General features: G+C 66.0%; 18 protein-coding genes. 9 read left to right on the top strand and 9 right to left on the bottom strand.

The genetic code is table 11. The annotated features are described in order from the left end of the window. Window positions 1-311, bottom strand: a 311-nt coding sequence (locus VN634_12445) for a hypothetical protein (GenBank protein ID HXC51691.1), incomplete at its 3' end; no start/stop codon positions are given. 309 nt (window positions 312-620) lie between these two features. On the opposite strand from VN634_12445, the gene VN634_12440 reads away from it, so the two are divergent. From VN634_12440 to rfbA, 7 genes are all read left to right on the top strand, one after another. Beyond that, window positions 621-1,568, top strand: coding sequence for a glycosyltransferase family 2 protein (locus VN634_12440; GenBank protein ID HXC51690.1), 948 nt, complete (start codon window positions 621-623; stop codon window positions 1,566-1,568). After that, window positions 1,568-3,778 (top strand): glycosyltransferase, encoded by a 2,211-nt coding sequence (locus tag VN634_12435; protein ID HXC51689.1) that lies wholly within the window; start codon window positions 1,568-1,570, stop codon window positions 3,776-3,778. Before VN634_12440 ends, VN634_12435 begins: the two co-directional genes overlap by 1 nt. After that, window positions 3,775-4,860 carry a glycosyltransferase family 1 protein gene (locus VN634_12430; GenBank protein ID HXC51688.1) on the top strand — a complete coding sequence of 362 codons (1,086 nt, stop codon included), beginning with the start codon at window positions 3,775-3,777 and terminating at the stop codon, window positions 4,858-4,860. The genes VN634_12435 and VN634_12430 overlap by 4 nt, the downstream gene beginning before the upstream one ends. A 14-nt stretch (window positions 4,861-4,874) precedes the next feature. Then, window positions 4,875-5,852: a glycosyltransferase family 2 protein gene (locus VN634_12425; protein ID HXC51687.1), complete on the top strand. Its 978-nt coding sequence runs from the start codon at window positions 4,875-4,877 to the stop codon at window positions 5,850-5,852. Between the two features lie 39 nt (window positions 5,853-5,891). Then, window positions 5,892-6,632, top strand: a complete 741-nt coding sequence (locus VN634_12420) for a polyprenol monophosphomannose synthase (GenBank protein HXC51686.1) — start codon at window positions 5,892-5,894, stop codon at window positions 6,630-6,632. A 66-nt stretch (window positions 6,633-6,698) separates the two neighbouring features. After that, complete coding sequence (locus VN634_12415; GenBank protein ID HXC51685.1) at window positions 6,699-7,832, top strand: glycosyltransferase family 4 protein; 1,134 nt, start codon at window positions 6,699-6,701, stop codon at window positions 7,830-7,832. A gap of 81 nt (window positions 7,833-7,913) precedes the next feature. Next, the gene (gene rfbA / locus VN634_12410; protein ID HXC51684.1) at window positions 7,914-8,789 is read left to right on the top strand and encodes a glucose-1-phosphate thymidylyltransferase RfbA; all 876 of its coding nucleotides are present in this window, start codon (window positions 7,914-7,916) and stop codon (window positions 8,787-8,789) included. 29 nt (window positions 8,790-8,818) lie between these two features. Here the strand turns inward: rfbA and VN634_12405 are convergent, their stop codons facing one another. From VN634_12405 to rfbB, 4 genes are all read right to left on the bottom strand, one after another. Beyond that, complete coding sequence (locus VN634_12405) at window positions 8,819-9,418, bottom strand: Uma2 family endonuclease (GenBank protein ID HXC51683.1); 600 nt, start codon at window positions 9,416-9,418, stop codon at window positions 8,819-8,821. Window positions 9,419-9,509: 91 nt separating this feature from the next. Next, window positions 9,510-10,385 carry a dTDP-4-dehydrorhamnose reductase gene (gene rfbD, locus VN634_12400; protein ID HXC51682.1) on the bottom strand — a complete coding sequence of 292 codons (876 nt, stop codon included), beginning with the start codon at window positions 10,383-10,385 and terminating at the stop codon, window positions 9,510-9,512. A gap of 7 nt (window positions 10,386-10,392) precedes the next feature. Further along, complete coding sequence (gene rfbC, locus VN634_12395; protein ID HXC51681.1) at window positions 10,393-10,944, bottom strand: dTDP-4-dehydrorhamnose 3,5-epimerase; 552 nt, start codon at window positions 10,942-10,944, stop codon at window positions 10,393-10,395. Between the two features lie 21 nt (window positions 10,945-10,965). Then, window positions 10,966-12,027: a dTDP-glucose 4,6-dehydratase gene (gene rfbB / locus VN634_12390; protein HXC51680.1), complete on the bottom strand. Its 1,062-nt coding sequence runs from the start codon at window positions 12,025-12,027 to the stop codon at window positions 10,966-10,968. A 378-nt stretch (window positions 12,028-12,405) separates the two neighbouring features. On the opposite strand from rfbB, the gene VN634_12385 reads away from it, so the two are divergent. Together VN634_12385 and VN634_12380 are read left to right on the top strand one after the other, a co-directional pair. Continuing rightward, complete coding sequence (locus tag VN634_12385) at window positions 12,406-13,212, top strand: glycosyltransferase family 2 protein (GenBank protein HXC51679.1); 807 nt, start codon at window positions 12,406-12,408, stop codon at window positions 13,210-13,212. A 9-nt stretch (window positions 13,213-13,221) separates the two neighbouring features. Continuing rightward, complete coding sequence (locus VN634_12380; GenBank protein HXC51678.1) at window positions 13,222-14,154, top strand: class I SAM-dependent methyltransferase; 933 nt, start codon at window positions 13,222-13,224, stop codon at window positions 14,152-14,154. Between the two features lie 21 nt (window positions 14,155-14,175). Here VN634_12380 and VN634_12375 read toward each other — a convergent pair whose 3' ends face one another. Genes VN634_12375 through VN634_12360 form a run of 4 tightly spaced genes read right to left on the bottom strand, consistent with a single transcriptional unit; the run spans window position 14,176 to window position 18,345 of the window. Continuing rightward, window positions 14,176-14,628: a hypothetical protein gene (locus VN634_12375; GenBank protein ID HXC51677.1), complete on the bottom strand. Its 453-nt coding sequence runs from the start codon at window positions 14,626-14,628 to the stop codon at window positions 14,176-14,178. Continuing rightward, complete coding sequence (locus VN634_12370) at window positions 14,625-15,266, bottom strand: hypothetical protein (GenBank protein HXC51676.1); 642 nt, start codon at window positions 15,264-15,266, stop codon at window positions 14,625-14,627. The genes VN634_12375 and VN634_12370 overlap by 4 nt, the downstream gene beginning before the upstream one ends. A gap of 59 nt (window positions 15,267-15,325) precedes the next feature. Continuing rightward, entirely contained in the window at window positions 15,326-16,726 is a 1,401-nt protein-coding gene (locus VN634_12365) for a sulfatase (protein HXC51675.1), read from the bottom strand. After that, window positions 16,723-18,345 (bottom strand): SGNH/GDSL hydrolase family protein, encoded by a 1,623-nt coding sequence (locus VN634_12360; protein ID HXC51674.1) that lies wholly within the window; start codon window positions 18,343-18,345, stop codon window positions 16,723-16,725. Before VN634_12360 ends, VN634_12365 begins: the two co-directional genes overlap by 4 nt. Window positions 18,346-18,347 lie beyond the last annotated feature (2 nt).

Genomic DNA, 18,347 nt, shown 5'->3' with positions numbered 1-18,347 from the left:
TGCGTCTGGACGGTGCACTTGCCCTTCGCGGCATACGCGTAGGTCGTGCCGCCGCCGCCGAGCACCGGAGGCGTAACCGGCTGACAGGCGTCGGTTCCGCTCTCGGTCGTGGCGTTGGCAGTCGGATGCTCGGTGCTCGTGCACGCGGCGTAGTTGCGAACCATCGATCCCTTGACGCCCTTTGCCGGCGCCGGACCGCGGGAATTCTCCGGCGTGCCGCCGTCGAATCCGAACGTACACTGAGCGCTGGCGGTGCCGGCGTAGATTCCTACGGCGGCGATGACAGCAAAAGGCATGATAATTTTCTTCATCTGGATTTCTCCTCCCAACAGTTGCGATCTGCGACTAGTCTTTTTTGTTTGCTTCGAAGCAGCGATGATCGGGCCATCGCGTCCTACCAAAGGGAGTTTCATGCTCCCCCGACTCTGCTCAGAACATTTTGCCGCCCTATAGAAGCGACCTCCCCTGGCAGGTCCGGGGGCAGTTATAGGTGGCGGTCCGAACTATTGTCAAGGCGGGACTACGACGATTTTCTGCTGGTTTCTCGACACACGACGTCATGTTTCGCGGGTGCAGGCCGGCAGCATTCCTGACATAACACGGCACGGACCGCGATTCCCATGAAACTGGTCATTCAGATTCCTTGCTTCAATGAAGAGGCGAGCCTTCCGGCGACTCTGGCCGATCTTCCGACGCAAATCGCGGGAATCGACGAGATTGAAGTGATCGTCGTCGACGACGGCAGCAGCGACGGCACCGCAGCCGTGGCGCGAAACTGCGGAGTCCGGCATGTCGTGCGGGCTCCGGTCAATCAGGGGCTGGCCCGTGCGTTCTCTGCCGGTCTCGATTACGCGCTGCGTCTTGGTGCTGACATCGTCGTCAATACCGACGCCGATGGGCAGTATCGCGGCGATCAGGTCGAACGACTGATTGCGCCGATCCTTCATCACGAGGCGGACGTCGTGGTCGGAGACCGCCGGCCGGGCAAGCTGGCCCACTTCTCCCCGGCCAAGCGGACGCTGCAGGTTCTCGGGTCGTGGGTCGTCCGCCAGCTGTCGGGCACGAGGATCCCGGACGCGACCAGCGGATTCCGGGCATTCTCGCGCGAAGCCGCGCTCAAGATGAACGTCGTCTCCGATTTCACCTATACGCTGGAGACGATCATCCAGGCCGGCAAGAAACAGCTCATGGTCACACACGTTGCGATCGACGTGAACCCGGAGACCCGTCCGTCGCGGCTTTTCCCCGGCATCCCGAGCTACCTGCTGCGCAGCACGGCCACGCTCGTGCGCATCTACGCGCTCTACGAACCACTGCGCGTGTTCACGATGATCGGCGTCGTCCTGCTGACGGCGGGCACGGTGATCGGTGCGCGCTTTCTCTACTACTACCTCCAGCAGGGAGGCGAGGGACACGTTCAGTCGCTGATCCTCGCCGCCGTGCTCGTGCTGGCCGGGTTCCAGACGGTACTGATCGGCCTTCTGGCCGATCTGATCGGCTCGAGCCGCCGCATGCTCGAGGACACCCTGCTCAGGCTGCGCCGCATCGAGCTCGGCAACCGGGACTGATGCGGGCCGCGTTCTTCGGCACGTACAACCGCCGTCACACTGCGAACAGGATCGCGTCGTGCGCGGTGCGCGCCGCCGGTTACGAGATCGTCGAGTTTCACGATGCTCTGTGGGAGCGCACGCGCGACAAGGATGCCGCTTATTTCTCGCCGCGGTCGCTCATCGTGCTCGCACGGCAATGGCTCGCGTCGGCGTGGCGGCTTTCGCGCGCGTGGTGGCGAAGCGGTGGGGCGCCGGTTGCGATCGTCGGCTTCAACGGCCAGCTCGACATCCTTCTGCTCAAGATGCTCGCGCCGCGCTACGGACCGCGCATCGTGTTCGCGCCGCTGGTCTCGCTGACCGAAACGCTGGTCGAGGATCGCCGCGTGTATGCCGAGGGGACTTTCGGCGCGCGCATTCTGCGGATGCTCGACCGCCTGACGTGCCGGGCTGCCGATGTCGTCGTCGTCGATACCGAAGCGCACCGGCGCTATTTCGTGGACGAGCTCGGTGTCGATCCGTCGCGGCTGCTGGTCTGTCATCTCGGTGCCGATCCGGAAGTCTTTCTAGCCGCGTCCGAAGCGGACGCCGACGAATCTCCGAAGGGCGCGTCAAAAACCCGCAACGGAGCTGGCGAGGACGGCGGTGACGGCCGGCTCGAAGTCCTGTATTTCGGGCAGTATCTGCCGCTTCACGGGCTCGACGTCGTCGTCGATGCGGTCGGCCGGCTTGCCGTCCGCGACGACGTGCGCGAGCGGCTGCGCTTCACGTTCCTCGGCACCGGTGAAGAACGCGCCCGCATCGAACGCAGCGTACGCGCGACGCGCGCGGTCGTCCGGTTCATCGACTGGATACCGTACGAGGATCTTGCCGGAAGGATCGCGGCGGCAGACATCGTGCTCGGGATCTTCGGCTCGTCGCAGAAGGCGCGCATGGTCGTGCCGAACAAGGTCTACGAAGCTGCGGCCGTCGGTTCGGCGATCGTCACTGCCGACACTCCGGCCATTCGCGAAGTATTCGAGGACGGCAAGGAGATCGTTCTGTGCGCCGCCGACGGCCTCGCCCTGGCCAATGCGATCGCAACGCTCTCGGCGGGGCCTGCGGGCGACGCCCTTCGGGAGCGTCTCGGCTCGGCAGCGCGCGCGCGCATGCTCGAAGGTTTCACTGCAGAGAAGCTCGGCCGCTGCTGGAGCGTCGCGCTCGAAGGTCCGCACGCACTGCGCGCGGACGAGAACACAGCGCTCCCCGAGGTGGGCGTCGCCGTCCTTTGTTTCCAGGACGCGCGCCGCACGCTCGAATGCCTGCATTCGCTCGCCGGCGACGGCTACCCCGCCTCTGTGCTGGTCGTCGACAACGGATCGACGCCGGACGTGCGGCGCGAGCTTGCGGCCGGCATCGAAAAGCTCTCCCCGATGATTACGGTCGACACGATGCTGCTGGATTGCAACCTCGGCTACGCCGGCGCCAACAATCTCGCGATGAAGCTGTTGTTCGAGCGCGGCTGCGAGCATGTGCTGGTGCTCAACAGCGACACGGTGGTTGCGCGCGGCACGATCGAAGCGCTCGTGCGTGCGGCGCGTCTCGATCGCCGGGCGGGACCGCTCGGCCCGCGCATCTCCGACGGACGCCCCGGCCAGCCTGCGAGCTCGCTCGGCGAGCGTTACCGTCCCGCGCTTCTGTGGGCACCTCGTTCGCTCGTGCGTGTCCGCGGGCACCGTCAGCGCCCGTATCCGGTTTCCGGCGTCACTGGCGCGGCGATGCTGGTTCCGCGAGCGCTCTACGAGCGCATCGGCGGCTTCGACGAGTCGCTGTTCGCATACTACGAGGAAGTCGACTTCTGCCTGCGCGCCGCGGCCGCCGGATTCGCGCCGACCGTCGTGCCCGAAGCCGAGGTCGGGCACGCCGGTGCGCGCGGCTTTGCCGGCGGCATGACTCCGCTCGCCGCGTTTCTCAAAGCCCGCAATCTTCGGCTCGTCGGCCTTCGCCGCGCGCAGGGATTTTCGCGCGCGGTGTTCCTTGCCGGCTATCACGTTCTGGTGGCTGTGAGCGCCGCCGTCTATCGCATGCGCGGTCGCCGTGACGTCGCTTCGGCGATGCTCGAAGGTCTGCGCGCGGCAGCGCGAGACGAGTCGGGCGCGCCGCCGGAGTCGCTGTTCTTCGAATCCGGCTACGCGACCAGCGGAGGTGCCGGCCGCAGCTTGCAGGAAATCGCGGGAGACCCGCACGCATGAAAGTCGCCATCGGAGCAGTCGCCGGCACCATCGGCGGACCGGCGACGTATGCGATCGAGCTCGCAAAGGCGCTGGTCGCCGGTTTTCCCGACGACCGCTTCACCGTGCTGACCGACCGGCCCGAATCATTCGCGAGCTTCTGCGAGACGCGCACCGTCGAGCTTCGTTCTGCGTGGGAACAACCGCTGTGGGATCATCTGCGTGTTCCCGCCGTGCTCGCATATGAGCGCTTCGATCTGTACCACGGCACCAAGGGCGTGCTTCCGCGCCGCGGCTCGACGCCCGCCGTCGTCACCATCCACGACCTCGCGAGCTACGTGATGCCGCAGACGTTCCGGCTTGCGCAGCGCCTGCACCTCGCTTGGGAGACGCCGTGGGCCGTCTCTCGCGCGCGTGCGGTGGTCGTACCTTCCGAAAGCACCGCGGCCGACGTTGCGCAATTCTTTCCCGAGCATTCGGCGAAGACAGTCGTCACGCCCGAAGCGCCGGCGACGACGCTGCGGCCCGCAAGCGCCGCCGCCATCGCGGCCTGGCGCGAGCGCTACAAAGTGGAAAAGCCGGCGTGCGGTTATCTCGGCACCATCCAGCCGCGCAAGAACCTCGATGCACTGGTCGACGCATTCCTCGAGGCAGCCGGGAACCGCGACTGGAAGCTCGTGATCGCCGGGCGACTGCGTCCGGGTGAGAAGCCGGCGTTTCTCGAACGCGACGCGCGCGTGGTCTACGTCGGCGCGCTCGACGACGACGAGATCGCCGCATTCTTCGGATCGATCCGCTGCATGGTTTCACCGTCGGCGTACGAAGGCTTCGGCCTGACGTTCATCGAAGCGATGGCCTCGGGTTGTCCGGTCGTGGGGCTGCGCAACAGCTCGATTCCCGAGGTCGTCGGCGATGCGGGAATCCTCGTCGACAGCGCCGATGCTTCCGAGCTTGCACCGGCGATCCAGCGATTGATGACGGACGATCGCCTCGCGATGGACCTGTCGCGCCGCGGCCGCGAGCAGGCGGCGCGCTTTTCGTGGAACGAAACCGCGCGCCGCACGATGTCGGCCTATCGCGCTGCGCTCGAGGCCGGGCCATGAGCGGAGCGGTGACCATGAGCGGAGCGGATCCGAAGAGCGTCGAGACCCCGAAAGTCGTCGCCGTCGTGCTCGACTGGAACGGCGCGGATGACACCGTCCGCTGCGTCCGCTCGCTTCGCCGCATCGAGTATCCGGATCTCGAGATCCTCGTCGTCGACAACGGTTCGCGCGTATCACCAGCGGAAGCGCTTCGCGCCGCGCAGCTCGAAGCCGGCGTCCTGTCGACCGGTATCAATCTGGGCTACGCCGGCGGCAACAACGCGGGCATCGACTGGGCCATCGCGCGCGGCGCGGACTTCGTCTGGATTCTCAATAACGATGCCGAAGTCGATCCGGCGGCGCTCTCGCCGCTCGTCGACGCCGCGCGCCGGTCGCCGCGCGCTGGCGTGTTCGGCAGCCGCGTGGTCCGCGGCGACGATCCGTCGCGGATCTGGGTCGCGTGGGGTGAAGTCACGTGGCGACAGAGCCTGATCCGCCTGGTCGGCGAGAACGCCCCCGACGGTCCCGGCTTCCACGGAGAGCGCGATGTCGAGTGGCTTCCCGGCTGCTCGCTGCTTTTCCGGGCCGATGCGCTTCGCGAAGTGGGAGGTTTCGACGAACGCTACTTCGCCTACCACGAAGACGTCGACTGGGCGGCGCGAGCGCGCGCGCTCGGCTGGACGTGCCGCTACGTCGGCAGCTCGCTCGTCGTGCACCACATCCACGGCAGCTCGGGCGGAGCGTCGCACTACGGCGGCTTTCGCAAGTACCTCTCGGCGCGCAACTCGATCCTGTATGCACGCCGTCACGGCACGATGCTGGAGAAAGCGACTCTGGCCGCCAGCATCATCGCGACATTTCCGTTCCAGCTCCTGCGCCGTTCGGTGTCGGGCGAAGCCGCCGGAGTATGGATCAAGCAGCGCGGCTGGCGCGACGCCCTCGCCGGCCGTCCCATCCCTCTCGTCGAGCTCGGCCTGCGCGACAAAGACCCCGGCAGCGCAAAGTCGAGATAGTCCGCCCTCCGGTTTTCCTGTACGCTCCGCCGGCTTCGCATGCGCAAAATCGTCGTCATTCCCACCTACAACGAGAAGGAGAACCTCGAAGCGATCGTCGCGGCCGTTCTCGCTGTGGATCGCGAGATCGAGATCCTCGTCGTCGACGACAATTCGCCGGACGGCACCGGCCAGATCGCCGACCGCCTCGCCGGCGCCGATGCCCGCGTGCACGTGCTGCATCGCGCGAACAAGGAAGGGCTCGGACACGCGTACCGCGCCGGCCTGACGCGCGCGATCGAGCTCGGCGGCGACCTCATCGTGCAGATGGACGCGGATTTTTCGCATCCGCCGTCCGCGCTTCCGGAGTTTTTCGCGCTCGCCGCCACCAGCGACCTCGTGCTGGGCTCGCGCTACGTCGACGGAATCACGGTCGTCAACTGGCCGATGCTGCGCCTGATGCTGAGCTACTTCGGAAACCTTTACACACGCCGCGTGCTCGGCGGGCTGCCGGTGATGGACGCGACCGGCGGCTTCAAATGCTGGCGCCGCGAGGCGCTCGAGAAGATCTCGCTCGCCGACGTGCGGGCCAACGGATACTGCTTCCAGATCGAAACGACGTTTCGCGCGTGGCGGGCGGGGCTTCGCATCGTCGAGAAGCCGATCCTGTTCGTCGATCGCAAGCTCGGCACGTCGAAGATGCACATCTCCATCGCGCTCGAGGCGCTGCTGCACGTGTGGTGGCTGCGCCTGGAATCGCTGACCGGGCGCATCGCCGGCCCGGGCGGCGCGACCCGCTGAGCTTTCTGGATACCGTGGAATAGCGCCGGACAGCGACGGATTGCCTTCAATAGTGCCGCAATGTCGATGCCACGCCGAATCCTCGTCCTGAACGAGCGCGATCCGCGCAGCCCGATGACCGGCGGCGCCGAAACCCATATCTTCGAAATCTTCCGGCGCCTGGTCGCGCGCGGCCACGACGTTACCGTGCTGGCCGCGAGCTTTCCGGGCTCGGCTCGAGAGGAGCTCGTCGACGGCGTGCGCGTGCGGCGGCTCGCCAATCGCTACCTGTACTATTTCCTCGTCGCGCGCGCGGCCCGGCGCGAAGCGCGGCAAAGTGACGTCGTCGTCGACGTGCTCAACAAGCTGCCGTTTTTCAGCCCGTGGCTGGTGCCGCTGCCGTGCCTTGCGATCGTGCATCATCTGTTCGGCACGACGGCGTTCCGGCAGGTTTCGCTTCCGGTCGCGATCGTCTCGTGGTTGCTCGAGAAGCTGATTCCTGCGGCGTACCGGAGCACGCCGATGCTCGCGATCTCCCCGAGCACGCGCGCCGATCTTGCCGGGCGTGGGCTCGATCCCGCACGAATCGAAGTCGTCCCGCCGGGAATCGACCGGCAGACGCATCTGGCGGTCGACGACGGTCTCGATCGCGATCCGATCGTGCTGTGGATCGGGCGGCTCGAGCCGTACAAGCGCGCGGACGTCGCGATCGACGCCATGCTCGACGTGCGAAAAGCCGTGCCCGACGTGCGACTCGTCATCGTCGGTGCCGGCTCGGCGCGTGAAAGCCTCGAGGCCCGCGTGCGCGAGCAGGGACTCGACGGCTACGTGCGCTTTACCGGCTACGTCTCCGAAGAGGACAAGATCGAATGGATCCGCGGTGCGCAGGTCGTCGTGCAGACTTCCGAGAAGGAAGGGTGGGGTATGACGGTGATCGAAGCCAACGTGTGCAATACCGTTGCGATCGCGAGCAATGTTCCGGGGCTGCGCGATTCGGTGCGCGACGGAGAGACGGGCCTGCTCGTCGAGTATGGAAACACCGCTGAGCTCGCACACGCGCTGGTCCAGGTGCTGACCGATCGCGAGCTCCGAAGCCGCCTGATTCGCGGCGGCAGCGCGTGGGGCATGCGCTTCGACTGGGACGAAGTGGCCGTCAGAACCGAAGAGATGATCGAGCGCGCGATCGCGGCGCAGCACGCGCCGGGCCGCCCATATTCATAGCGCCTTGACAGCCCCCGGCTTCGATGGCCAAAGACGGCTGCGCCGCCGAGCGGACGCGCGCCTTACGGGGAAATCCACGCCATGAAAGCCATCATCCTTGCCGGCGGCGCCGGTACGCGACTCCATCCGATGACGCGGGTCGTCTCCAAGCAGCTGCTGCCCGTCTACGACAAGCCGATGGTGTATTACCCGCTGTCGACGCTGATGCTGGCCGGCATCCGCGAGATCCTGCTGATCTCGACGCCGGAGGACATCGGTTCGTACAAGCGGCTTCTCGGCGACGGTTCCGATCTGGGCATCGGGCTGCACTACGCAGTGCAGCCGAATCCGGGCGGCCTCGCGCAGGCGTTCCTGATCGGCCGCGAATTTGTCGGAAGCGAGCGCGTTTCGCTGGTGCTCGGCGACAACATCTTCTTCGGACACGGCCTGGTCGAGTCGCTCGAGCGCGCGGCCGCGCGCGAGCACGGCGCGACCGTGTTCGCCTACGCCGTGCACGATCCCGAGCGCTACGGCGTCGTCGAGTTCGACGCCAGCGGGCGCGCCGTCTCGCTCGAGGAAAAACCCGCGAAGCCGCGGTCGCACTACGCGGTGACGGGTCTCTACTTCTACGACAACCGCGTGCTCGACATCGCGGCCGGCCTCGCGCCGTCGCCGCGCGGAGAGCTCGAGATCACCGACGTCAACAGGAAGTACCTCGAGATGGAAGACCTCGAGGTCGAAGTGATGGGCCGCGGCATCGCATGGCTCGATACCGGCACCTGTGCGGCGCTGCACCAGGCTTCCAACTTCATCGAAGCGATCCAGGAACGGCAGGGCCTCAAGGTCGCATGCCTCGAAGAGATCGCATGGCGCAAAGGTTTCATCGACGCCGGGCAGCTTGCGGCGCTCGGAAAGAAAATCGGCGGAGACTACGGAAAGTACCTGTCGAGCGTCGCCGCGGACCCTATCGTCTACTAGCGGACTGCTCTCGAGCGGACGCTTGCGCTTCAGCGTTTCCGATCCAGGCTCGCGAAGATCTTCGACAGCGGAATGCTGAGCCCGGGGAGCACGCTCGCCTCCACGTTTCCGTTTACGACGTGGATCGCATTCGCGTAGTCGTTTCCGGCGAGCCGGTACACGATGACCTGCCGCCTGTTCGGATCGACGATCCAGTATTCGCCGACGCCGTTCTTCTCGTAGATCTGTTTCTTTTCGGTGCGGTCGCGCTTCGCGGTCGCCGGCGAGAGAATTTCAACGATGAGATCCGGCACGATCCGGTAGAACTTGCCGATCTCCGGCTCAGGCGCGCTTACCAGCGTGCGCTCGGAAAGATACGAGGCATCGGGCTCGACCGTCTCGCCGGTCGGCAGCTCGAAGCCCGCGCTGGAGTCGTTGACGAGACCACTCCCGAGACGTTCGACGTGAACATGGATCGCCGAGACGATCGTGGCGGCAATCGGCGAGTGCGGATATCCCGCCGGCGGCGTCATGACGATGTGCCGCCCGATGAGCTCGTACCGGTTGTGGTCGTGGCTGGGTCGTTCGGCCAGCCACTCGCAGAACTCGGCCTGCGTGAACTTGCCGTCGGATCGGAATGCCGTGTCCATCGCCATCGCCCTCCGAGTCTAGCGCCATGCATGATGGCGGGAAAGTAGACCCGACCACCGGCGAACCGCTACGACAGGGATGGAATGAACGTCAGGCTCTGCGTTCCGGTTCGGCGGCGCCCGTGCGTGCGTGCTCCTCGAGCACTGCGCGCACGTTGGTCTTCCAGTCGGTGCTGGGGCCGAGCAGCGCTTCGGTGCGCGACAGATCGAGGATGCTGTACGGCGGGCGCACCGCGGGCCGGACGAACTCGGCGCTGGTGCACGCGTTGACGCGACAGCTGCTGCCGCTCGCCGCCATGACCATCGACGCGAGCTCGAACCAGCTGCAGCTTCCGCCGTCGGTCACGTGGAACGTCCCGCGTGCGCCGCGCTCGACCAGTGCGAGCGAGCGTTCGGCAAGGTATTGCGCGCTGGTCGGCCTTCCGACCTGGTCGCTGACGACGTTGAGCGACGTCTTTTCGCGGCCGAGCGCGAGCATCGTCAGCACGAAATTCTTCGCCCACGGTGCATAGAGCCAGCTCGTGCGGATGATCAGGTGCTCGCACCCGGACTCGCGGATCGCCGCCTCGCCGACCGCCTTGCTGCGTCCGTAGGCGTTGATCGGAGCGATCGGATGGTCGACCTCGTACGGCGAGGTCGCGTGTCCGTCGAACACGTAGTCGGTGCTGAAATGAACGAGCACGGCGCCGAGGCGGCGTGCGTGCGATGCCAGAAGCGCGACGCCCGCGCCGTTGATCGCGTCGGCTTCCTTCTGGTGCGTCTCCGCGCCGTCGACGTCGGTGTACGCCGAGCAGTTGATGATCGTGCGCACGCCGGGCTGCATCCACGGCTCGACGGTTTCGGGTTTCGTCAGGTCGAACGCCGGCCACGAGACACCGGTGTATTCGAGGCCGCGGCGCGCGAGCAGAAGCTCGAACGCGTGTCCGAGCATGCCGTCGGGGCTGATGAGCAGGATCGGCGCCGTCATTCGAAACTCAACCGTTGTAGGCGGGCAGACGTGTCACGTCGGCGAGAAGCGGTGCGCCGGCATCCTTTGCGTTGAGCGTCGGCTTGTCCACCGGCCACTCGATCCCGATGGCCGGATCATTCCACAGCACCGACATCTCGCATTCCGGATGGTACGAGTCCGTGCATTTGTAGTGGAAGATCGCTTCGTCGCTGAGCACGCAGAATCCGTGCGCGAAGCCTGGTGGCACCCAGAGCTGGCGCCGGTTTTCATCGGACAGGATCTCGCCGACCCACTGGCCGAAGCGAGGCGATCCCGTGCGAACGTCGACGGCCACGTCGAACACCGCGCCGAAGATCGCACTGACGAGCTTTCCCTGTGCGTGAGGGTTCTGCAGATGAAGGCCGCGCAGGATTCCCCGCGGCGAGCGCGAGATGTTGTCCTGCACGAACGGCCCCGCAATGCCTGAGTCGGCGTAGCGCTTTTCAGCCCAGCTCTCGAAGAAGTATCCGCGCGCGTCGCCGTGCACGCGCGGCTCGACGAGGAGGACTTCGGGAAGCCGGGTGGGAGTGACGTTCATCGCTCGGTTCGATGGGAAGGTTCAGGACGCAGCCGAAGCCCGCTTGCCGTAGTTGTGCTCGATCCAGCGCAGGTAGTCCCCGCTGCGCACGCCGTCGACCCATTCGCGATGGCCAAGGTACCAGCGGACGGTGTCGACGAGCCCGGCATCGAACGTATGCTTCGGCGACCAGCCGCATTCGGTCTTGGTCCGCGTTGCATCGATCGCATAGCGGTGATCGTGGCCGGGCCGGTCCTTGACGTACGTGATCAGGCCTTCGGTCTCGCCGGCGGCCCGTCCCGTCTCGTCGGCGATCACGCGGCAGATGCGGTGGACGACGTCGATGTTGGCAAGCTCGCAGTCGCCGCCGATGTTGTAGGTCTCGCCGAGCGCGCCGCGCTCGATGACCGCCCAGATCGCCTCGCAGTGATCTTCGACGTAGAGCCAGTCGCGCACGTTCATGCCCTTGCCGTAGACCGGCAGCGGCTTCGACTCGAGCGCATTCAGGATCATCAGTGGGATGAGCTTTTCGGGGAATTGATACGGGCCGTAGTTGTTCGAGCAGTTCGTGATCTTGACCGGCACGCCGTACGTCCGGTTGTACGCACGCACCAGGTGATCGCTTGCGGCCTTCGATGCGGAGTACGGGCTCGACGGATCGTAGCGGGTCGTTTCGGTGAAGCGTCCGGTCTCGCCGAGCGAGCCGTAGACTTCGTCGGTGCTGACATGGTGGAACAGCGCCCCGGGGCGCTTTGCGCCGCGGCTGCGAAATGCCTCCAGCAGATGGAACGTGCCGACGATGTTCGCCTGAACGAAATCGCCGGGAGAGACGATGCTGCGATCGACGTGGCTTTCCGCCGCGAAATGCACCACCAGGTCCGGGTCGTAGCGATCCATCAGGGCGGCGACGGCGGCGCCGTCGGCGATGTCCACGCGCTCGAGGCAGTAGTTCTCGAGCTTGTCGATGCCCGTGAGATTGGCGGGATTGGCCGCGTACGTGAGCTTGTCGACGTTGATGAAAAGGTCGCCCGGACGCCGCGGCACCGACAGGCGGAGAAAATTGGAACCGATGAAGCCGGCTCCGCCGGTGACGAGGATATTCATGGAGGTTTTTACCGAAGTCTCTTCTGAGCGGCTGCGAGGTGACTTGCCGGCAGATGTTGGCCGCATCGCGGCAATTCGCGGCCGGGCCGGGCTATCGACGCCGTCTTCAGCCGTTCGGGAGAATAATCGGGAACGCCATTCATGCAAACCCGCCGGGAAATCGGGGACAGACACCGATTTCCGGAAATCGGTGTCTGTCCCCGAGGATTGACAGGCGACACGGGAATCGGGTTCGTGCTATAGACCGCCGAATCTGCGGCGGAGGGAACGCGCCGCACCTCTTTCATTTGAGGCGCGCGAAGGCGCTGTTGTTGGAGCGCGCAAAGGCGCCGCTGTTCGAGCGCGGGAAGTCGCTGCTGCCACCGGAGTCATCCAGAGATGCTGTTCGGCAAAAAGATCGTCGTCGTGATGCCCGCCTACAACGCGGAGAGCACGCTGCGGCGCACCTATTCGGAAATCCCGTTCGAATACATCGACGAAGCCATCCTCGTCGACGACGGAAGCTCGGACCGCACGGTCGACCTGGCGCGCGAGCTCGGATGCCGCACGCTCGTCCACCTTCAGAACAAAGGCTACGGCGGCAACCAGAAGACCTGCTACCGCGAGGCGCTGCGCCATGGCGCCGACGTCGTCGTGATGCTGCACCCCGACTACCAGTACACGCCGAAGCTGCTGGTCGCGATGGCCTCGATGATCGCCGTCGGCGAGTACGACGTCGTGCTCGGCTCACGCGTGCTGTGCCAGAGCGCGATGAGCGGCGGAATGCCGGCATACAAGTACATCGCCAACCGGCTGCTGACGCTGTTCGAGAACATCCTGCTCGGCCAGCACCTCTCCGAATACCATTCCGGATACCGCGCATTTTCGGGCGCCGTGCTCGAGACGCTTCCGCTCGAGGAGAACTCGGACGATTTCGTCTTCGACAACCAGATGCTCGCGCAGGTCGTGCATTTCGGCTTCCGCATCGGCGAGGTTTCGTGTCCGACAAAGTATTTCCCGGAAGCGTCCTCGATCAGCTTCAAGCGCAGTGTCCGCTACGGGCTCGGGGTTCTGCGCACGAGCGTGGCGTTCTTCCTTCATCACATGGGTCTTTCCTCGAGCCGGCTCTTCGATCCCGCCGGCGAGCGGCTCGCGCTCGAGCACCGGCCGCACGTGCATGCGCATGCTCACGCCATAAAGGACTGATCCGGACGGATGAATAGCCTGGTCGATTGTCCGCTCTGCGGAGCGGAGCAGGGCGCACGCATGTTCGAGGCGGCCGATGCGATGTCGGCCGACCGGTTCGAGGTGCGCCGCTGCCGGCAGTGCAATCTCGTGCACGTCTCGCCCCGTCCCGACGACGAGCATCTGCCCGCGTACTATCCCGACGGATATTTCGGCAAGCGCCATCCGGTCTTCAAAGACTTCTTCATGGATCTTCGCGTTCGCACGCTTCCGCCGCCGAAGGCAGGCGGCCGTGTGCTCGACATCGGCTGCGGGCGCGGCGACTTCCTGATGGCGTGCCGGCGCAAGGGATGGCAGGTAACCGGCGTCGAGCAGGCCGGCACGCCGATCATGGAGCTGCGCCAGTCACTCGACCTCGAGGTCGTCGCAACCACCGAGCTCGACCGGCTTGCCGATGCTTCGTTCGACGTCGTGACGATGTGGCACGTGTTCGAGCACATGGCCGATCCGCGCGAGACGCTGCGCCAGGTCGTGCGGCTGCTGCGGCCGGGTGGAACGCTGATCATCGAAGTGCCGAACTTCGGCAGCTGGCAGGCGCGCCTCGGTCCGCGCTACTGGTTTCATCTGGACGTGCCGCGCCACCTGCTGCACTTCGAGCGTCCGACCCTTCACGCGATGCTGGTCGCCGAAGGGCTGGCGCCGGAAACGTGGGGAACGTTCTCGGCCGAGTACGATGCGTTCGGGATGCTGCAGAGCCTTCTCAACCACCTGTGCACGACGCAGAACTACCTGTTCCAGCTCGTGATCGGCCGCCGCGAGAAAGGCACGCCGCGCGACCAGCTCGTCACGGCGCTGCTGTCGATTCCCCTCGCGATGTTCTCCGCGATCGTTTCCGCAATCGCTCCTTCGTTCGGCGAAGGCGGAGTGCTGCGCGTGGTCGCGCGCAAGAAAGCCGGCACCTGAGCGCCGTGCCGGCGCGTCCGTTCAGTCGCAGAGATTGAGCGCCAGACCTGCCTCGAGGATCGTGTTGCCCCGCGTCTGGAGCTCGTAGTAGCCGCCCGGTGGATGCGGTTGGTCCATGATCGTGACGCCGCACGATGAGGTTCCGACCGACAACCCGATGCTGCATCGCGTGCTCATTCCGGTCGGCGCCGGCAGCGTGAGATCCCACTTCGCGAACGGTTTTCCGTCGACGAGCTGCACGAGCGTGACAGGGCCGACGACCGGAGGGACGAGCGTGACCGCGAGATCGATGCGCTCGCCCGGATCCTTGAGCAGCGGAAACTGGCCGTCAGGAATCGAACCGTGAAAGTTGGTCTCCGGACCGAGCGCGAGAGCTTCATAGCGCCGGCACGTCGGTGCGCTGACCGGTGCCATGTTGCAGGAGACGGCAGCAAGCGCGAGCGCCGCCGCGAAAACATGCAGGAACCGCTTCATTCCGAACAGCCCCGCGTCATGAGAAACACCGCGGGCGTGCTCTCCTGCGCAAACGTGATGCTCACGCCATCCGGCGTCATCGACACGCATGCGATCTCGCCGTCGATCGCATTGCCGTCCGCGTTCTCCAGCCGGACATGCATCCGCTTGCCCTGCCAGAACGCAATCTGCACCACGTCCGGTGCGCGCCAGTAGCCGCCTTCGAGGCGCTCCGGAAGATCGAGCGAGAACTTCGGCGTACCCGTCACGCCGCTGACCGGTGCGCTGTAAGCGCGCTCGTTCGATTCGAACGCCGCGCTCACCGTGCCCGTGGTGCGATCGAGCTGCGCAAACCGGATGGGCGCAATCGCCAGCAGGAATTTCGCGAGCTCGGGGTTGTCGCGCAGCTCTTTGAACGCGAACGCCTGTGCAATCTGCGACAGGGAACGTTCGAACGACCACGGCAGCGGCTTCAGCAAGTGGTCGACGGTGAAGTCGGCGGCGAACCGCACGACCGAAAATCCGTAGGACGCCCTGCACACGACGGCGACCTGCTGGCCTCGGACAAACTGGGGACAGATCGGTTGCTGGGCCTCTGCGGTGACTGCAGAGCAGCACGCGGCGACTACGACGAGGAAATGCTTCGTCCGCAGCCGCACGGCCCGGGATCCTACTGAAATGAACTCATGAGTCAACAAACCCAACCGAACGCGACGCATCACTGAAGATATCCGAGCGACTGCAGGCGCGAGCGCATGACCGGATCGACGCTGGTTCTTCCGGGCGGAGCATCTTCGCGCCGCAGGACCGCTCGCGCATCGCGATCTGCGATGGACGTCGCCATCCTGCTTCGCCGCTCGCTCTGAGTCGGGGCGACATCGCGTGTCTCGCGGCGATCCGAGCCCAGCTCGAACATCGTCGTGCCGCGATGCGGGTCGACGATCAGTTTCCAGTCGCCCTCGACGAGCGCGCGCCGATGCTGCTGGAGGTCGCCCTGGAAGCGCGCGTCGAGATCGGCATAGACGGGCTGCGTGCCCGCTGCATCCAGCAGCGAAGCGTTCGCACCGGAATCGTCCGACGCGGGCGGCGCAGGGATCCCGGTGAGCTCGGCAAAGGTCGCCCACAGCTGGATGAGCGAGACCGGCCGCGAGACGACCGCGCCGGATTCGATCCGCGGGCCGGCAATGACGAGCGGTACGCGCAGCAGCTCGTCGTACAGCGTGCGTCCGTGCTGCATTCCGCCATGATCGCCGAACTCTTCTCCATGATCGGCGGTGACCACGAGGATCGTCGACGCGCGAAGCGCAGGATCGAGCCCGCCCAGCAGGCGGCCGATCGATGCGTCGGTGGCGGCGATGGTCGCATCATAGAGTGAGACCAGCACGTCGAGCGTCTTCTCGTCGGGCGCTTCGGGGGCCTGAAGCACCGGCCACTGCGCCGGTCCGGCAAGAGGATCTCCGGCCGCAACGCCGAACCGTTCGGCGAGCTCGCGCGGAGGATTGTAGGCGCCGTGCTGGTCGAAATAGTGCAGGTAGAGAAAGAACGGTTTCGCGGAGGTTCTCGACGACAGCCAGTCGAGCGCGGCGCTGGTGACGTCGTCCGCATTCGCACGCGAAACCCAGTCGAGAAGCGAGGAGTTGCCCGGTGACGCATCGACCGAGGTATTGCCGGTCGGCGGTCCGTGCAGCACGGTGAAACGGTCGAAGCCGCGCGAGAAACCCTGGATCGGCGTCACGAAAGCGGGATTCGCCGATAGCGCGACGGTTTCGTAGCCGCGCTTCTGAAAAGCCTCCTGCATCATCCCGGTACGGTCCGACAGCATCGAGTTGCTGCGCTCGAGGCCGTGCACCGCCGGAGAAAGGCCGGTCAGGATCGAAGCCACGCTCGGCAGCGTCCATGAGCTGGTCGCGCGTGCGTTCTCGAAGCGCGTCCCGCTGCGAAAGAGCTCGTCGAGGTGCGGCGAGGTCGCCCGCGTGTACCCGTAGATGCCGAGATGATCGGCACGCAGCGTGTCGATGACGATCAGAATGACGTTCGGAGTTTCCGTTTTTCGGCAACCGTGCACGCCGATCGCAATCGACAGCAGCAGCAGCGCGATGGAACGCGCAAGGCGCTTCATTGCGGACCACCAGCGGGCGGGCTCTGTCCGGCCGCGTCCGGCGTCGACGCGGGACCGGCCGCGCGCCGGGCTGCTGGTCTGGGCGGCGTGGTCGCCAGCGGAAGCCCCATTGCCGTTCGGAACGTCGGCATCTGTTCGACCAGGTTTTCGACTTTTCTGCCGATGATCTGGTGTCCCGCCGTGTCCGGATGGCTCGAATCGGTCATGCGATCCCTCGCGCCGAATGCCTCGACCGGGCCGTCGGCGTCGCGATTGAACTCAATGGTGCGATCCACGTCGAGGGCGTCCGGTGATTCGCGAGGTGCGGTGAATTCCGGTTTTCCGTCGGCCACGTACTGATAGCGCAGGCCTGCGGAGTCGAACGGCGTCTGCAGCATGAGCGAAAAAATCCCGTCGCCGGCTTTCTCGTCCCCGTCCGTGCCGGCATCGTTCATCGCGCTGTCGAAAAGAAAAGTCCCGTCGGGCACTGCGCGACCGCGTACGCTCACAACCTTGGCTGCCGGTGGTGCCTTGACGCGAAGGCGAATGCGCGGGCCGCGATCGAGCACTCCTTCCGGCGACGGTGCGCCGCGCGGGATGACCGGTACGCGCGGCGGCACGAGGCCGATCGCGGTTGCCTGCCTGGCCTGGCCGACGACCCGCTCGCGAACGGCCTGCTGGACGATGTCGAGCGACGCGAGGTTGTCGCGGTCGACGGCGCGCGCAAACGCCTGCGATGCGGGAGTGGCGCGAAAGTCGAGATTGAGCAACATCACGTCGACGCCCGTCGCGCGCGTCGACTCGGCGATCTCATGAATCGCGCTCTCGATCTCCTCGAGCGGCACGCGGCGGCACCGGCCCGGGACCGCTGACCTCTGGCGACACGCGGGGCTCGGCGACGCAGATTTCTCCGGCGTCGCGGCGTCGGCGGCCAGCGCACGAAGAATACGCGAATGCGCGGCAACCTCGCGCACCGCGTTCCACCAATGGACCGGCGGCTGCGCGTCGAGCCAGATGCGTTCGCTGTCGGTGATGGTAACGGGTCGAAACTGGTCGGCCGTACCGTGCGCGACGATCACGAGGTCCGGATGCAGCGCGAAGCCGTCGCGCACGAGGAAGCGCGCTCCCTGCACCCATGACCAGCCCGGTACGGCGGCGTTGATCACGTCGAATGCACGGCCGGGAAACCTCTGCTCGAGCCTTGCGAGCAGGGCTGCGGGCCAGGTCGCGGAATCGTCGACGTTGATTCCGAACGTGACCGAGTCGCCGATGCAAAGGACGCGGTATGGAAGCGACGTTGCGGCGGGCGCGCCGGCGCGAACGATCCGGAAACCTCGCTCGCCGATGTGCGCTTTCCAGATTCGCGTCGTCCCGGCCGAGCCCGGCACGGCAGCAAGCGCGAGGTCGGCATTCGGCCGGTTGCGCCACAGCAGGTCGTCATCCGGCACGAGCGTCTTCGCGAGTGCGTCAACGGACGACAGCACCTGCAGGCCGGGATCGCTCTGCGCGTAGTCGCGAATCTGCGCAGGCACATAGCCGGGGCTTCCTTCGACGACGGCAAGCGTGCGGGCGATCAGCTCCGCGACGACGAGCACCAGCAGCGGCACGATTACGACGCGAAACCTGGGTACTCGAGGCATGG

It is taken from the genome of Candidatus Limnocylindrales bacterium, from assembly GCA_035571835.1.
Classification (GTDB): Bacteria; Desulfobacterota; Binatia; order UBA1149; family CAITLU01; genus DATNBU01.
The sequence above is the reverse complement of the archived record's forward strand: the minus strand, read 5'-3'. Positions and strand labels throughout refer to the sequence as shown.

What these genes read in the sequence shown, in the direction of transcription:
- VN634_12420 (HXC51686.1), top strand. Translation starts at nt 5,892, where the DNA reads ATGCGCAAAATCGTCGTCATTCCCACCTACAACGAGAAGGAGAACCTC.
- VN634_12430 (HXC51688.1), top strand. Translation starts at nt 3,775, where the DNA reads ATGAAAGTCGCCATCGGAGCAGTCGCCGGCACCATCGGCGGACCGGCG.
- VN634_12360 (HXC51674.1), bottom strand. Translation starts at nt 18,345, where the DNA reads ATGCCTCGAGTACCCAGGTTTCGCGTCGTAATCGTGCCGCTGCTGGTG.
- rfbC (HXC51681.1), bottom strand. Translation starts at nt 10,944, where the DNA reads ATGAACGTCACTCCCACCCGGCTTCCCGAAGTCCTCCTCGTCGAGCCG.
- VN634_12440 (HXC51690.1), top strand. Translation starts at nt 621, where the DNA reads ATGAAACTGGTCATTCAGATTCCTTGCTTCAATGAAGAGGCGAGCCTT.
- rfbA (HXC51684.1), top strand. Translation starts at nt 7,914, where the DNA reads ATGAAAGCCATCATCCTTGCCGGCGGCGCCGGTACGCGACTCCATCCG.
- VN634_12435 (HXC51689.1), top strand. Translation starts at nt 1,568, where the DNA reads ATGCGGGCCGCGTTCTTCGGCACGTACAACCGCCGTCACACTGCGAAC.
- rfbD (HXC51682.1), bottom strand. Translation starts at nt 10,385, where the DNA reads ATGACGGCGCCGATCCTGCTCATCAGCCCCGACGGCATGCTCGGACAC.
- VN634_12405 (HXC51683.1), bottom strand. Translation starts at nt 9,418, where the DNA reads ATGGACACGGCATTCCGATCCGACGGCAAGTTCACGCAGGCCGAGTTC.
- VN634_12375 (HXC51677.1), bottom strand. Translation starts at nt 14,628, where the DNA reads ATGAAGCGGTTCCTGCATGTTTTCGCGGCGGCGCTCGCGCTTGCTGCC.
- rfbB (HXC51680.1), bottom strand. Translation starts at nt 12,027, where the DNA reads ATGAATATCCTCGTCACCGGCGGAGCCGGCTTCATCGGTTCCAATTTT.
- VN634_12385 (HXC51679.1), top strand. Translation starts at nt 12,406, where the DNA reads ATGCTGTTCGGCAAAAAGATCGTCGTCGTGATGCCCGCCTACAACGCG.
- VN634_12365 (HXC51675.1), bottom strand. Translation starts at nt 16,726, where the DNA reads ATGAAGCGCCTTGCGCGTTCCATCGCGCTGCTGCTGCTGTCGATTGCG.
- VN634_12380 (HXC51678.1), top strand. Translation starts at nt 13,222, where the DNA reads ATGAATAGCCTGGTCGATTGTCCGCTCTGCGGAGCGGAGCAGGGCGCA.
- VN634_12415 (HXC51685.1), top strand. Translation starts at nt 6,699, where the DNA reads ATGCCACGCCGAATCCTCGTCCTGAACGAGCGCGATCCGCGCAGCCCG.
- VN634_12425 (HXC51687.1), top strand. Translation starts at nt 4,875, where the DNA reads ATGAGCGGAGCGGATCCGAAGAGCGTCGAGACCCCGAAAGTCGTCGCC.